Below are 13,925 nucleotides of genomic sequence, written 5' to 3' on the forward strand. Positions count from 1 at the left end.
GGGCGGCGGGAGGGGGAGGGGTTTCGTCGGTCATGATGCGGTATTGTCCAACGCTGAGAGCCAGGCCTCGGCGGCGGCCTGCTCGGCGGCGCGCTTGGAATCGCCCTGTCCCTGGGCCTCGCGCCCGCCGGCCCGCACCGCCACCACGAAGAGCGGCTGGTGCGAGGGGCCGGAGGCGGAGACCGTGCGGTAGGCGGGCAACCCTTCGGCGCGGCCGAGCGTGTGTTCCTGGAGACGGCTTTTGGCCGACATGGGGGGGGTCGGATCGGCTTCGAGGAAGCCGGGCCATTCGGCACGGATGAAGCGGCGGGCGGGGTCGAGCCCGCCATCGAGATAGAGCGCGCCGATCAGCGCCTCGGTGGCGTCGGCGATGACGGTGGCGCGGCCGCGCAGGCCGGTGCGGCCCTCGGCCGGCGGGATGCGCAGTGCCGCGGGCAGGCCGATCGCCTCGCCCACCTTGGCCAGGGTCTCGGCCGCGACCAGCACCGACAGCCGCTTGCCCATGGCGCCTTCGCGCTCGGTGGGGAAGCGCTCCGACAGCCATTCGGCCATGACGAGGGCGAGCACGCGGTCGCCGAGGAATTCCAGGCGCTCGTTGGAATCGAGCATGCCGCGGCGCGGATCGGCGGCCGAGCGATGCGTCAGCGCCTGGGACAGCAGGCCAGGGTCATTGAAGCGATGACCCAGCCGGGACATGAAGCCGGCCCCGGCCGGCAGCGCGGGACCAGCGTTGCTCATGCGAACCGGATCCTCACCGCACCGCCGAGAACAGGCGGTTCCAGCGGATGGCGAAGGGCCAGGCCCAGACTTCCCACCAGGCGGCGGTGCCATCGACGCTGAAGAAGATCATCTCGGCGCGGCCGACCAGGTTCTCGACGGGGATGAAGCCCACCGCGTTCATCTCGCGGCTGTCGAGGCTGTTGTCGCGGTTGTCGCCCATGGCGAAGACATGGTCGGGCGGCACGACGAACTCGGTCGTGTTGTCATAGGGCCCGTCGTCGGAGGCCTCGAGGATCTCGTGCCGCAGCACCGCGCCGGTGCCCGCCGGCGGCAGCGCCTCGCGGTAGCGGCGGACGGTCATGCGCGGGCCGTCGCCCTCGACCGTGTAGAGGCCGAGGCTTTCGCGCGGCACCTCGGTGCCGTTCAGGAACAGCCGGCCGCCGCGCATCTGGATGCGGTCGCCCGGCAGGCCCACGATGCGCTTGATATAGTCGGTGCTGTTATCGCGCGGATACTTGAAGACGGCGACGTCGCCGCGCGCCGGCAGCGAGCCCATCACCCGGCCTTCGAACAGGTTCGGGCTGAAGGGCATGGAGTGCCGCGAATAGCCATAGGCGTATTTCGACACGAACAGATAGTCGCCCACCAGAAGCGTGGGGATCATGCTGCCCGAGGGAATGTTGAAGGGCTCGAAGGCCACGGTGCGGATGCCGATGGCGATGAGCCCGGCATAAACCACGGTCTTGATGCTTTCGAGCCAGCCGCCCGTTTTCTTGGTCATCGGAGGGTTTTCGCGAGGCCCCGCTTCGGTCTGCTGCGCCAGCCGCCGCGACCCAGAGGGGGGGTAGAGCGCGGCTCTGCCCCGGATGTCAAGGAAAGCCCCGTCATGGCTGGCCCGGGGGCTGGCCCAGGGGCTGGCCTGGAGCTTGATCGCCGGCGCCCGGAAGGCCGAAGGCGCCGGCCAGCAGCCGGACCGAGTCGCGCCGCGCGGCGGGGTCGTGCACCGGCGTCAGCACGGCGACCTCCTGCGCGCCGAGCTCCTCGGCCAGCGCCTCCAGGCGGGCACGCACCACCTCGGGCGTGCCGAGGATGGCGCGGGCCTGCATCCGCTCGATCTTCTGCCGCTCGGCCTCGCTATAGGGATGGGCCGCCGCCTCCTCCGGCGTCGGCAGCGGCGGGTAGATGCCGCGGTCGCGCGACAGCCGCCATAGCGCGCGGGAGGAGAAATGCCGCTGCGCCTCGGCCTCGGTCTCGGCGCAGAGCGCGAAGACGGCCAGCGCCGCATGGGGCGCGTCCAGCCGGTCGGGCAGGGCGCGGAAGCTTTGGCGATACTGCGCCAGGGCCACCTCGGCGCCGCCGCCATCGGTGATGAAATGCGCGAAGCAATAGGGCAGGCCCAGATAGCCCGCGAGCTGCGCGCCATATTCCGAGCTGCCCAGCATCCAGACCTGCGGCCGGGTCGGCACCTCGGGCTGGGCGCGCACGGCGGCGAAGGGGTGGTTGACCGGCAGCCCCTCGCCGAGCCAGCCCAGCACTTCCTGCACCTGGGCCGGGAAGCGGTCGGCGCCGGCCTGGGCGGCGGCCGGGTTCAGCGCATAGGCGGTGCGCCCGTCGCTGCCCGGCGCCCGGCCGAGGCCGAGGTCGATCCGCCCCGGCGCGATCGCCTCCAGCACGCGGAACTGCTCGGCGACCTTCAGCGCCGCGTAATGCGGCAGCATCACCCCGGCCGAGCCGATGCGGATCCGCTGGGTGGTGGCGGCGATGGCGGCGATCAGGATCTCGGGCGCGCTTCCGGCATGGCTGTCGCTGTTGTGGTGCTCGGCCAGCCAGTAGCGGGCATAGCCCAGCCGGTCGGCATATTGGGCGAGGGCCAGGCTCTCGCGGATCGCCGCATCGGCGCCGCGGCCGCTGGCGATGGTGGATTGGTCGAGGATCGACAGGGCAAGGGCCATGCCGCCGAGCTTACAGCAGGGGGGCGCGCTGCCCAGGGGGGTGGCTTTCGCGGCGGGACGTTGCCGGTCCGGATTGACGCCGGATCACGCCTGGCGAAAAAATGACGAAAAGGTCATTCCGATTCGCGCCGAGGCCCATCCTTGTACATGTTCTGCGGCTCCTCCAGCGTCCGGCAGTTCCAGCGGGACTACTCGGGCAGGTTTTCCTACAACGTCTTCTCCGGCGCCTCGATCAAGGGGCTGATGCGGGAAGGCTCGACCATCGGCCATGGCCAGGTGATCCGCCACATGGCCCGCGCGCCGCAGCGCAAGAAGCTGTTCCTGATGCTGGGCAATGCCGATGCCGATTTCGGCTTCTACCGCCGCCTGGCCGACGGGGCGGTGGATTGCGCCGTCGCCTTCGCCGCCAGCCGGGTCGAGGTCTATGGCCGCTTCCTGACCGCGCTGCTGGAGGAGGATGCCGAAGATGACCTGCTGGAGAGCATCGGCGTGCTCGGCCTGCAGCCCTCGCCGCTGCGCGACGCGGTGTTTCCCGATGTGGTGAAGGCGCAGACCGGCGCCTGCCCCGACAAGCTGCGCGCCGCCGGCGAGCGCCACGACCTGGGCCATGCCGCGCGCATCGCCCGGTGCCTGGCCTTCAACGACGCGCTGCAGGCCGGGCTGCCGCGCCACCCGAAGCTGCGCTTCTTCCGCATCGACCACGCCATGCTCGACGATGCCGGAAGCTTGATCGAGCGTTTCTATCCCGCCCAGCCGCGCGAGCACCACGCCGCCAAGAACGAGACCTTCCGCCAGTGGAAATCCGTGCTGGCGCCGGAAATCGCCTGCTACGGCCCGCGCTGAGCGGCGTTACCCGCGGCGGGTGGCTGGATTTCGCGGCGCCGGCCGCCCAGACTGACGCCCATCCGCCGCAGGGGAGTGGTTTCGATGCGCCAGCGTCCATCGGAGGGGGTGAGGCTCACCCGTCGTGCCGGCCTGCTGGCCGTCCCAGCCCTGGCGCTGGCCGGGCGGGCAAGAGCCCAGGGGACGACGCCGGGCCAGGCTGTCACCGTCGGCTCCAAGCTCGACACCGAGGGCGCGCTTCTGGGAGAAATGATCGCCCAGCGCCTGGAGGCCGAGGGCGTCACGGTGAACCGCAAGCTGCAGCTGGGCCCGACGCGGATCGTCCGCCAGGCGCTGCTGGCCGGCGAGCTCGACCTCTATCCCGAATACACCGGCAATGGCGCCTTCTTCTTCCAGATGGAAAGCGACCCGGCCTGGCATGACCCCGCCGCCGCGGCCGAGAAGGTCCGCGCCCTGGACCTGGAGCGCAACAAGCTGGTCTGGCTGCGCCCGGCGGCTGCCAACAACACCTGGGCCATCGCGCTGCGCCAGGATGTGGCGAAGCAGGCCGGGCTGACCTCGCTGGAGGGGCTTGCCGGGCATATCGCCAAGGGCGGCGCCTTCAAGCTGGCGGCCTCGGCCGAATTCGTCGAAAGCCCGGCCGCCCTGCCGGCCTTCCAGAAGACCTATGGCTTCACCCTGCCGCCCGACCGGCTGCTGGTGCTGGCCGGCGGCGACACCGCGGTCACCATGCGCGCCGCCGCCGAGAAGCTGAACGGCGTCAATGCCGCCATGGTCTATGGCACCGACGGCGCCATCCAGGCCCTCGACCTGGTGGTGCTGACCGACCCCAAGGGCGCCCAGGTGGTCTACCAGCCCGCCCCGGTGGCGCGGGCCGCGGTGGTCGAGCAGCTGCCGAAGCTGCGCGACTGGCTGGACCCGCTCTTCGCCTCGCTGTCGCTCGAGGTGCTGCAGAAGCTGAACGCCCGCATCGTCGTCGATGGCGAGGCGCCGCGCGCGGTGGCGGCGGCCTATGTGAAGGACCTGCCGCGCTGAGCCTGGCGCTGGCCCGCCGCTTCGCCGCCCCCGCCGCCGAGGCCGGACGCGGCGCCCCGGCCGCTGCGGTGCTGGCGGCGGTGGCGGTGGTGGCGCCCTTCGCGCTGGGGCTGCTGGCCCTGGCGCCGAACCGGCTGCTGAGCCCGCGCCCCGCCAGCCTGCCGCTGGGCCTGCCACTGGGCCTGCCAGTGCTGCTGTCCGTCGCGCTGTTCCTGCTGGCCGGGCTGGGCCTGGTGGTCGCCGCCCTGCGCCCGCGCGGCCTGCGGATCGCGGAGCTGCTGGCGGTGGCCATGCTGCTGGCGCTGCTGGCCGCCGCCGGCACGGGCGCCGCCGCCCTGCTGCGCGACGCCTCGCCGGCCGCCCGCGCCATGCCCGCCGCCGGCTTCTGGTTTTCCTTCCTGTGCATCTGCCTGGCGGGTGGCGCGGCGGCGGCCGGGCGCGGCGCGGCGCCCAGCCTGTTCTGGGCCGCGGCCCTGCTCGGCGGCATCGTGCTGGTGCTCGGCGGCGGCCTCGATTCCCTGTCGCTGCTGCGCGAGGCCGCCGCCCGTGGCCCCGAGATCCGCGCGGCCCTGGCGCAGCATCTCGCGCTGTCCGGCGGCGCCTTCCTGCTGGCTTTGATGGTGGCGGCGCCGGCCGCGCTGCTGGCGCTGCGCCATCCGCGCCTCGAGGCGGTGCTGATGGGGGCGGCCAATGCGGTGCAGGTGGTGCCCTCCATCGCGCTCTTCGGCCTGCTGATGGCGCCGCTCGGCGCGCTGGTCGCCGTCTTTCCGGTGCTGCGGCAATGGGGCATTGGCGGCATCGGGCCGGCGCCGGCGGTGCTCGGCATTTCCGCGTATCTGCTGCTGCCGCTGGCCTCCAGCTCCCTGGCCGGGCTGCGGCTGGCCCCGCCCGCCCTGCTGGAGGCCGCGGCGGGGCAGGGGATGACCCCGCGACAGATCCTGGTCGCGGTGCGGCTGCCGATGGGCGCCGGGGTGATGCTGGGCGGGCTGCGGCTGGCGGCGGTGCAGGCGGTGGGGCTGGCGACGCTGGCGGCGCTGATCGGCGGCGGCGGGCTGGGGGCGCTGATCTTCCAGGGCATCGGGCAATTGGCCGCCGACCTGATCCTGCTCGGCGTGCTGCCGGTGGTCGCCCTGTCGCTGGCGGCCGATGCGCTGCTGGCCGGGCTGCAGACGGCGCTGGGGCGGCGGGCATGATCCGCTTCGAGGCCGTCTCCCGCCGCTTCGGCACGGCGCGCCCGGCGGTGGACCGCGTCACGCTGGAAGTGCCCTCCGGCCAGATCGGCGTGCTGCTGGGGGAAAGCGGCTCCGGCAAGTCGACCCTGCTGCGCATGGCCAACCGCCTGGTCGAGCCCGATTCTGGCCGGGTCCTGGTCGCGGGCCGCGACATCGCCGGGCAGCCGGTGGAAGAGCTGCGCCGCGGCATCGGCTATGTCATCCAGTCGGTCGGGCTGTTCCCGCATTGGAGCGTGGCGCGCAATATCGCGACCGTGCCGCGGCTGCTCGGCTGGGAGGCGTCCCGGATCGCCGCCCGGGTCGATGCCCTGCTGCGGCTGGTGAACCTGCCGCCCGAGGAATTCCGCGACCGGCTGCCCACAGAACTGTCCGGCGGCCAGGCGCAGCGCGTCGGCCTGGCGCGCGCGCTCGCCGCCGACCCGCCGCTGCTGCTGATGGACGAGCCGTTTTCCGCCCTCGACCCCGGCACGCGGCGCGACCTGCAGGCCGAGCTGCGCCGCATCCATGCCGAGACCGGCAAGACCATCCTGTTTGTCACCCATGACGTCGAGGAAGCGCTGGTCCTGGCCGACCGCCTGGCGGTGCTGGAGCATGGCCGGCTGCTGGCCGAAGGCGCCCCGCGCGAGCTGCTGGCCGAGGGCGCCGGCCCGGAAATCCGCCGCCTGTTCGGCGAGAGCGGGCTGGCGCTGCACCGCCTGGCCACCCGCCCGGCCGCCGAGCTCGCCACCCCGGGCGATCCCGGCGGCCTGCCGTCGCTGCCCGACGGCGCCTCGCAGAAAGACGCGCTGCTGCTGATGCTGGAGCAGGGGCGGCAGGCGGTCGCCATCGCCCCCGACGCGCTGCTGCGCTGGGACGACCTGGTGCGCGGCCGGTGAGGCCGGGCCTGGCCTTCTTCGGCAACCTGGCCGGCTTCCTCGCGGCGCTCAGCCTGGCGCCTTTCACCGGGCCGCTCTGGCACTGGCTGTTCCCCGAGCTGCAGCGGCCGCTCTGGGAAAGCCGCTCCTGGTTCGTGCTGCTGGGCGAGCATCTGGCGCTTTCTTTCAGCGCCGCGCTGCTGGCGGGCGCGATCGGCATCGGCGCCGCGGTGCTGGCCACGCGGGGGATGGGGCAGCGGCTGCGGCCGCTGTTCGACGCGCTCTTCGCCCTGGCCCAGGCGGTGCCGCCGATCGCGGTGATCGCGCTGGCCCTGCCGCTGCTCGGCTTCGGCGCGGCGCCGACCTTGCTGGCCCTCGTCCTCTACGCCGTGCTGCCGGTGCTGCGCGCGGGGATCGCCGGGCTGGAGGCGGTGCCGGCCGGCGTGCTGGACGCGGCGCGCGGCACCGGCATGGGGCGCCTGCGCATCCTGGCCGAGGTCGAATTGCCGCTGGCCCTGCCGGTGATCGGCGCCGGGCTGCGGGTGGCCCTCGTCCTGGCCATCGCGACCACCGCGGTGGGGGCGGTGGCCGGCGCGCAATGCCTGGGCACGCCGATCGTCACCGGCCTCGCCAATGGCAATGCCGCCTGGGTGCTGCAGGGGGCGATCTTCACCGCCTGGCTGGCCCTGGTCGCCGATCGCGGGCTGCGCTGGGCGCTGGGCTGACGCGGCGGGGCCATCACGGAAATTTCGTGCAAGTAACTATCTTTCCGCCTGGCGTGACGCGGGCAATAATGTCGCCGCCGTCATACACAGGACTTGCAGAGCAATGGCCGTCACCCGCACCGGTACCAATGGGCCCGACCTGCTGCTCGGCACCGCGGAGGATGACATCCTGCTCGGCCTCGCCGGCGACGACCGGCTGGAGGGTGGCGAGGGCCGCGACCTGCTCGACGGCGGCATGGGCAATGACGTCATGCTCGGCGGGCTCGGCGACGACACCTATGTCGTCAACAAGGAGACCGACCAGGTCATCGAGCTGCCCGGCGAAGGCTATGACACGGTGCGCAGCGGCGTGTCCTGGACGCTGGGCGCCAGCCAGGAGGCGCTGGTCATGGCGACCTTGCTGGCGGTCACCGGCATCGGCAACGGGCTGGCCAACCTGATCATCGGCAGCCAGGCCGACAACCTGCTGCGCGGCCTCGACGGCGACGACCGGCTGGAGGGGCGCGACGGCAACGACGCGCTGCAGGGCGGCAACGGCAACGACTGGCTGGACGGCGGCCGCGGCGACGATGTGATGCATGGCGGGCTGGGCGACGACACCTATGTCGTCGACAGCACGGCCGACCGCGTCGCCGAGCTGCGCGACCAAGGCTACGACACCCTCCGCAGCAGCGTCGCCTGGACCCTGGGCGATAATTTGGAAAAACTGGTGCTGACCGGGGCGGCGCTGAACGGCACCGGCAATGCGCTGGACAATGTCATCATCGGCACGGCGGGCGACAATGTGCTGAAGGGCGAGGCGGGCGACGACCGGCTGGAGGGCGGCGCCGGCGACGACGATCTCGACGGCGGCATGGGCAACGACCTGATGCTCGGCGGCGCCGGCAACGACCGCTACACCGTCAACAAGGCGACCGACCGGGCCTTCGAATTCGCGGGTCAGGGCATCGACGAGGTCGTCGCCAGCGTCTCCTACACCCTCGGCAGCCATGTCGAGAATCTGCGCCTGGTCGGCGGCAGCGCGCTGGTCGGCATCGGCAATGTGCTGGACAACAGCATCACCGGCAGCGCCGCCGCCAACACGCTGCAGGGCCGCGACGGCGATGACAGCCTCTATGGCATGGACGGCGACGACCGGCTGGAGGGCGGCGAGGGCCACGACCTGCTCGATGGCGGCGCCGGCAACGACGTGCTGGTCGGCGGGCTGGGCGACGACCGCTATGTCGTCGGCCTCGGCGACCAGATTTTCGAGACCGCCGCGGGCGGCTACGACACCGTGGTCAGCCGCGGCTCCTGGACGCTGGGCGCCCATCTGGAGGCGCTGCTGCTGGTCGGCACCAGCCGCGCCACCGGCACCGGCAACGGCCTGGCCAACCTGATCACCGGCACCAGCCTGACCGACACGCTGCGCGGCCTGGGCGGCGACGACCTGCTGCAGGGCATGGCCGGCCACGACACGCTGGAAGGCGGCTCGGGCAACGACCGGCTGGAGGGCGGCGCCGGCGACGACACCCTCGATGGCGGCATGGGCGACGACGTCATGCTGGGCGGGCTCGGCGACGACACCTATGTCGTCAGCAAGCTGGAGGACCAGACCATCGAGCTGGCGGGCGAAGGCTTCGACCGCGTGCTGGCCGGCATCGCCTGGACCCTGGCCGACAATATCGAGGCGCTGACCCTGACCGGCAGCGGCGCCCTGGCGGGGCGCGGCAATGCCCTGGCCAACGAATTGATCGGCAATGCCGGCGCCAATGCCCTTTATGGCCTGGACGGCGACGACTGGCTGGAGGGCAAGGGCGGCCACGACATCCTCGACGGCGGCGCCGGCAACGACAGCATGCTCGGCGGCACCGGCAACGATACCTATTACGTCGACAGCGCCGGCGACGAGGCGGTCGAGGGCATCGGCCAGGGCACGGACACCGTCATCGCCAGCCTCGACTGGACGCTGGGCGCCAGCCTGGAGAACCTGACCCTGGTGGGGGGGGCGCGCGAGGGCCGTGGCAACGCCATCCACAACCACATCATCGGCAATGCGCTGGACAATATCCTGTCCGGATTTGCCGGGAACGACATCCTCGAAGGCGGTGGCGGCAACGACATGCTGATCGGCGGCAGCGGCGATGATCTCTACATCGTGCCGGCGGGCGAGGGCGCGGTGACCATTGTCGAAGAATACAATGGTGCCTTCGATACCATCCATAGCTGGCGCAGCATCGCGGCGCCGTCCGACGTCGAAGCCATCGTGCTGATGGGCGAGGACGACATCGACGGCGCCGCCGGGTGGGTGCGGGGCAATGCCGGCGACAATGTCCTCAGGGGCCTCCATCTGACCGGGGGCGACGGCGACGACACCTATGTCACCAGTGTTCGCTTCAAGTATCACAACGGGGCGGAAGAAGACTGGGTCAGCTTCACCGCCCCCTCGGTCAACGAGGGGGCGGATGGCGGCATCGACACCGTCATCTGGCAAAGCGGCAACGACTTCGTCTATCCAGGCCGACCGGAAGGCGAACCCAACTTCCTGTTCCGCTGGATCCTCGCCGCCCATGTCGAGAACCTGGTGCTGCTGCAGGAGCAATGGGGCGTCGACGGCAACGACCTGGACAACCACATCACCGGCAGCGACGGCAACGACATCGTGGGGGGTGGCGCGGGCCACGACACCATGCTGGGCGGCGCCGGCCGCGACACCCTGACCGGCAGTCTCGGCGACGATATCCTGGTCGGCGGGCTGGGCGCCGACCGGCTGGCGGGCGACGCCGGGCGCGACGCCTTCCGCTTCACCGCCGCGGCCGAGGGCGGCGACACCATCGCCGATTTCACCCTGGGCGAGGATGTCATCGAGATCTCGGCCGCCGGTTTCGGCGGCGGGCTGGTGGCGGGCGTGGCGCTGGGCGGCGCCCAGTTCGTCGCCAATGCCGGCGGCACCGCAACCGCCACCCAGGCGCAGTTGCTGTTCGACACCACCGACCGCAGCCTGTGGTGGGATGCCGACGGTACCGCCCAGATTGGCGCCGTGCTGCTGGCCCGCTTCGACACGCCGGTCGCGGGCTTCGCCGCCAGCGATATTCAGATCATCGCCTGACGCGGCCGGGCCGGGGGCGGCAATACCCCCGGCCCGAAAGCGACCTCAGGCCACCGGCAGCTCCACCGCATATTTCGACACTTCCGGCACGCTGCGGATCATCTTCTTCTCGGCCAGGAACTTCGCGAAGCGCTGATAGCGGTTGGCATCCAGCGCCGCCGGACTGAGCGAAAACCGGTTCAGCGTGTCCTTGAAGGCGCGGCGGTTCAGCTCGTTGTCCAGCTCGCGGCGGGGACCGGCGATGAACATCTTCCAGCTTTCCTCGGCATTGTTCACCAGGAAGGTGGTGGCGCCCTCGACAGCGTCCATGAAGCGGCGCAGCGCCGGGTCGCGCACACGGTCGGTGTGGGCGACATAGATCAGCTCGTCATAGATCGGCATGCCGTGCTGCTCGGGGTAGAAGGCGCGGCCGGGGCGCTTCTCGATGTCCATCTGGTGCAGCTCGAAATTGCGGAAGCCGCCCAGGATGGCATCGACCTGGCCCGACATCAGCGCGCTGGACAGGCCGAAATTGACATTGACCAGGGTCACGTCCTTCGACGACAGCCCGACGGTGCCCAGGATGGTGTCGACCGCGATCTCCTCGAAGCCTGCGGTGCTGAAGCCGATCTTCTTGCCGCGCAGATCGGCCAGCGACTTCACCGGACCGTCGCGCAGCACCGACAGCGTCGACAGCGGTGTCGCCACCAGCGTGCCGACGCGGGCCAGCGGCAGGCCCTGGTCGACCGCCAGGTGCAGGTTCTTCTGGTAGTAGACGCCCAGATCCGCCTGCCTGGCAGCCACCATCCGCGGCGGGTCGTTCGGGTCGGCCGGCGCGATGGTGCGCACCTCGAGGCCCGCGCGGGTGAAGAAGCCCGCCTCCTGCGCCACCACGATCGGCGCATGGTCCGGGTTGACGAACCAGTCCAGCAGCAGGGTCAGCTTCGTCATGCCCTGCGGCGCGGGCGCCGGCGCGGGCGTCTGCGCCATGGCCGGCGCAGCGACGGGCAGGGCGAGCGCGGCCAGCGCCGGCAGCGCCCGGCGGGGAAGCATGGTCATGGAGTTCCTCCGTTGTCGTCGGACAATTGGTCGGGCTGCCAGGGCAGCAGCGCCCGCAGCAGCCGGTCGGTGACGAACCACAGCGCCATGGCCATGGTGGCCAGGATGGTCAGCGCCGCGAACATCATGTCGGTCTGGCTGCGGCCATTGGCCTGCAGCATGACGTAGCCGAGGCCTGCCGAGGCCCCGACCCATTCGCCGACCACCGCGCCGATCGGCGCCACGGCCGCGGCGACGCGCAGGCCGGAGGCGAGGCCCGGCAGCGCCGCCGGCACCCGGATCCGCCACAGCACCGCGGCCGGCGACGCGCCCATGGTGGCGGCGAGGTCCAGCCAGCCCGGCTCGGTGCGGCGCAGCCCGTCATAGAAGGCGGTGGCGACGGGGAAAAAAATGATGATCGTGGCCATGGCGATCTTGCTGGCCAGGCCGAAGCCCAGCCACAGCGTCAGCAGCGGCGCGATGGCGAAGACCGGGATGGCCTGGCTGGCGATCAGCAGCGGCAGCAGCCAGCGCCGCCCGCCGCGCCAGGCCGACAGCAGCAGCGCCATGGCGCAGCCGATCAGCGTGCCCAGCAGCAGCCCGATCAGGATCTCCGTCAGCGTCGTCAGGGCGTGGCCATAGAGGATGTCGAAGCGGGTCCACAGCACCTGCGCCACGCGCAGCGGCGCCGGCAGCAGGAAGGGCGGCACCTCGGTCCAGCGGACGAAGCCTTCCCAGACCAGCAGCAGGCCCAGGAAGGCGATCAGCGGCCTCATGCCGCCTCCGCCAGCCGCTCGAGCAGGGCGGCCTGGGCGGCCAGCACCTCGGGGTCGTGGGCGGCGCGCAGCGGCGGGTGGCGCGGCATCGGCAGCGCTTCCGGGATGGCGCCGTCCGGGCCGGGGCGCAGCACCAGGATGCGATGCGCCAGGCGCAGCGCCTCCAGCGGGTCGTGGGTGACCAGCAGCACGCTGCGCCCGGCCAGCAGCCCGGCGGCCAGCGCCTGCAGCCGGTGCCGCGTCGGCGCGTCGACGGCGGAGAAGGGCTCGTCCATCAGCACGAAGGGGCGGTCTTCCATCAGCGTCCGCGCCAGCGCCGCGCGCTGCCGCATGCCGCCCGACAGCGCGTCGGGCCGGGCGGCTTCGCGGCCCTGGAGGCCCACGGCCGCGATCAGCGCCCGGGCCCGGTCACGATCCGGCCGCTGCCGCCGCAGCCGCGCGCCCAGGCAGACGTTTTCTTCCAGCGTCAGCCAGGGGAGCAGGAGATCCTGCTGGCCCATCCAGGCGATGCGCCCGGCCAGCGTGCCGCCGTCGCTCAGGGAGAGAACCATGCCGGGTGGTGCCGGCAGCAGCCCGGCCAGCAGCCGCAGCAGGGTGGATTTCCCGACGCCGGAGGGGCCGAGCAGGGCGGTGACCTCGCCCGGCGGCACATCGAGGGAGAACTGGCCGAGCACGGCGCGGCCGCCGAGGCGGAGTCCGGGCAGGGCAAGGCCGAGCGCAGGCGGCATGCGAAACCTCCGATCCCTTCGCCGGCATGACCCGGATCAGGTTCAAGGGGTCGCAGGGCCCATCCCTGCCTCTCAGCCTGACAAACAGGCTCCCCCCGGATGCGGTGTTTCTAGGCATGGCGCCGAGTTTCACGCAAGTTTCGTGATGCCGTCACGGCTTGCCAGCCGGGCGCGGCTGCGCTTCCAGGGCGGCCTCGATGGAGTTCTCGTCCCCCGTGTCCTTCCCCTCCCTGCCGCGCCGGCATGCCCTGGCCGGGCTGGCGCTCGGCGCGGCCAGCCTCGGCGCCCGCGCCGCCGAGGCCGCCACCCTGCCCGAGGGCGCCTGCCGCCTGACCCCGCAATCGGTGGAGGGGCCCTACTACCTCGACCCTGACCTGGTGCGCCGCGCCATCACCGAGGGCCGCCCGGGTATTCCGCTGGAACTGCGGCTGACCGTGCTCGGCGCCGATTGCCGGCCGCTGCCGGGGGCGCGGGTCGATCTGTGGCATGCCGACGCCGCCGGCCTCTATTCCGGCTATGCCGGGCAGGGCGATGACGGCCGGGTCTCGACGGTCGGGCAAAAATTCCTGCGCGGGGTGCAGACGACCGATGCGGCGGGGCAGGTGGGTTTCGACACGCTCTATCCCGGCTGGTATCGCGGCCGCACCACCCATGCCCACGTCAAGGTCTTCCTGGACCGGCGCACGGTGCTGAACGGCCAGGTCTATTTCCCCGACGCGCTGAGCGAGTTCCTCTACCGCCACATCCCGCCCTACAGCGCGCGGACGGCGCGGCGCGACACCATCAACCGGAGCGACGGCATCCTGCGGATGGCGGGCGCCGAAGGCTCCTTCTGCGCCATCGCCGAAACCGAGCGCGGCTATCTCGCCAGCCTGACCATCGCGGTCAGCCCCGAAGCGGTGGTCAGCGCCGGGCCCGGGGGGCCGCCAGGAGGGGGGCCCCCCGGGCCCGGCGC

Annotated in this window: 13 protein-coding genes and 1 riboswitch; of the genes, 7 read left to right on the forward strand and 6 right to left on the reverse strand. The window is 72.1% G+C overall.

The window, feature by feature from the left end; genetic code table 11:
- Window positions 1-30: 30 nt before the first annotated feature.
- The 3 genes from rnc to GVN67_RS23635 form a co-directional block, all read right to left on the reverse strand.
- Entirely contained in the window at window positions 31-738 is a 708-nt protein-coding gene (rnc, locus tag GVN67_RS23625) for a ribonuclease III (RefSeq protein WP_159999784.1), read from the reverse strand.
- Between the two features lie 13 nt (window positions 739-751).
- Window positions 752-1,501 carry a signal peptidase I gene (gene lepB / locus GVN67_RS23630; protein ID WP_159999785.1) on the reverse strand — a complete coding sequence of 250 codons (750 nt, stop codon included), beginning with the start codon at window positions 1,499-1,501 and terminating at the stop codon, window positions 752-754.
- Between the two features lie 103 nt (window positions 1,502-1,604).
- Window positions 1,605-2,672 (reverse strand): LLM class flavin-dependent oxidoreductase, encoded by a 1,068-nt coding sequence (locus GVN67_RS23635; protein WP_159999786.1) that lies wholly within the window; start codon window positions 2,670-2,672, stop codon window positions 1,605-1,607.
- Window positions 2,673-2,813: 141 nt separating this feature from the next.
- Between GVN67_RS23635 and GVN67_RS23640 the strand changes: the two genes are divergently transcribed.
- The 6 genes from GVN67_RS23640 (at window position 2,814) to GVN67_RS30485 (ending at window position 10,449) form a co-directional block, all read left to right on the forward strand.
- The gene (locus tag GVN67_RS23640) at window positions 2,814-3,515 is read left to right on the forward strand and encodes a hypothetical protein (RefSeq protein ID WP_159999787.1); all 702 of its coding nucleotides are present in this window, start codon (window positions 2,814-2,816) and stop codon (window positions 3,513-3,515) included.
- Window positions 3,516-3,599: 84 nt separating this feature from the next.
- Window positions 3,600-4,550 carry an ABC transporter substrate-binding protein gene (locus GVN67_RS23645; RefSeq protein WP_159999788.1) on the forward strand — a complete coding sequence of 317 codons (951 nt, stop codon included), beginning with the start codon at window positions 3,600-3,602 and terminating at the stop codon, window positions 4,548-4,550.
- 68 nt (window positions 4,551-4,618) lie between these two features.
- Window positions 4,619-5,743, forward strand: a complete 1,125-nt coding sequence (locus tag GVN67_RS23650) for an ABC transporter permease subunit (RefSeq protein WP_235035445.1) — start codon at window positions 4,619-4,621, stop codon at window positions 5,741-5,743.
- Window positions 5,740-6,657: an ABC transporter ATP-binding protein gene (locus GVN67_RS23655; RefSeq protein WP_159999789.1), complete on the forward strand. Its 918-nt coding sequence runs from the start codon at window positions 5,740-5,742 to the stop codon at window positions 6,655-6,657. The genes GVN67_RS23650 and GVN67_RS23655 overlap by 4 nt, the downstream gene beginning before the upstream one ends.
- Entirely contained in the window at window positions 6,654-7,361 is a 708-nt protein-coding gene (locus GVN67_RS23660; protein WP_235035446.1) for an ABC transporter permease, read from the forward strand. The genes GVN67_RS23655 and GVN67_RS23660 overlap by 4 nt, the downstream gene beginning before the upstream one ends.
- A 103-nt stretch (window positions 7,362-7,464) precedes the next feature.
- Complete coding sequence (locus tag GVN67_RS30485) at window positions 7,465-10,449, forward strand: hypothetical protein (protein ID WP_159999790.1); 2,985 nt, start codon at window positions 7,465-7,467, stop codon at window positions 10,447-10,449.
- Between the two features lie 45 nt (window positions 10,450-10,494).
- Here GVN67_RS30485 and GVN67_RS23670 read toward each other — a convergent pair whose 3' ends face one another.
- From GVN67_RS23670 to GVN67_RS23680, 3 genes are all read right to left on the reverse strand, one after another.
- Window positions 10,495-11,487, reverse strand: a complete 993-nt coding sequence (locus tag GVN67_RS23670; RefSeq protein ID WP_159999791.1) for an ABC transporter substrate-binding protein — start codon at window positions 11,485-11,487, stop codon at window positions 10,495-10,497.
- Entirely contained in the window at window positions 11,484-12,242 is a 759-nt protein-coding gene (locus GVN67_RS23675) for an ABC transporter permease (protein WP_159999792.1), read from the reverse strand. Before GVN67_RS23675 ends, GVN67_RS23670 begins: the two co-directional genes overlap by 4 nt.
- Window positions 12,239-12,970, reverse strand: coding sequence for an ABC transporter ATP-binding protein (locus GVN67_RS23680; protein ID WP_159999793.1), 732 nt, complete (start codon window positions 12,968-12,970; stop codon window positions 12,239-12,241). The genes GVN67_RS23675 and GVN67_RS23680 overlap by 4 nt, the downstream gene beginning before the upstream one ends.
- Window positions 12,966-13,076, reverse strand: a riboswitch (TPP riboswitch). It overlaps the preceding gene by 5 nt.
- 109 nt (window positions 13,077-13,185) lie before the next feature.
- On the opposite strand from GVN67_RS23680, the gene GVN67_RS23685 reads away from it, so the two are divergent.
- On the forward strand, window positions 13,186-13,925 hold a 740-nt coding region (locus GVN67_RS23685), incomplete at its 3' end, for an intradiol ring-cleavage dioxygenase (RefSeq protein WP_200845376.1).

Origin of the sequence: Roseomonas sp. 18066 (genome assembly GCF_902706185.1) — a bacterium.
Classification (GTDB): domain Bacteria; phylum Pseudomonadota; class Alphaproteobacteria; order Acetobacterales; family Acetobacteraceae; genus Pseudoroseomonas.

Bases quoted from the DNA above. Each gene is read 5' to 3' on its own strand.
- rnc (WP_159999784.1), bottom strand. From the start codon at position 738: ATGAGCAACGCTGGTCCCGCGCTGCCGGCCGGGGCCGGCTTCATGTCC.
- lepB (WP_159999785.1), bottom strand. From the start codon at position 1,501: ATGACCAAGAAAACGGGCGGCTGGCTCGAAAGCATCAAGACCGTGGTT.
- GVN67_RS23635 (WP_159999786.1), bottom strand. From the start codon at position 2,672: ATGGCCCTTGCCCTGTCGATCCTCGACCAATCCACCATCGCCAGCGGC.
- GVN67_RS23645 (WP_159999788.1), top strand. From the start codon at position 3,600: ATGCGCCAGCGTCCATCGGAGGGGGTGAGGCTCACCCGTCGTGCCGGC.
- GVN67_RS23655 (WP_159999789.1), top strand. From the start codon at position 5,740: ATGATCCGCTTCGAGGCCGTCTCCCGCCGCTTCGGCACGGCGCGCCCG.
- GVN67_RS30485 (WP_159999790.1), top strand. From the start codon at position 7,465: ATGGCCGTCACCCGCACCGGTACCAATGGGCCCGACCTGCTGCTCGGC.
- GVN67_RS23670 (WP_159999791.1), bottom strand. From the start codon at position 11,487: ATGACCATGCTTCCCCGCCGGGCGCTGCCGGCGCTGGCCGCGCTCGCC.
- GVN67_RS23675 (WP_159999792.1), bottom strand. From the start codon at position 12,242: ATGAGGCCGCTGATCGCCTTCCTGGGCCTGCTGCTGGTCTGGGAAGGC.
- GVN67_RS23680 (WP_159999793.1), bottom strand. From the start codon at position 12,970: ATGCCGCCTGCGCTCGGCCTTGCCCTGCCCGGACTCCGCCTCGGCGGC.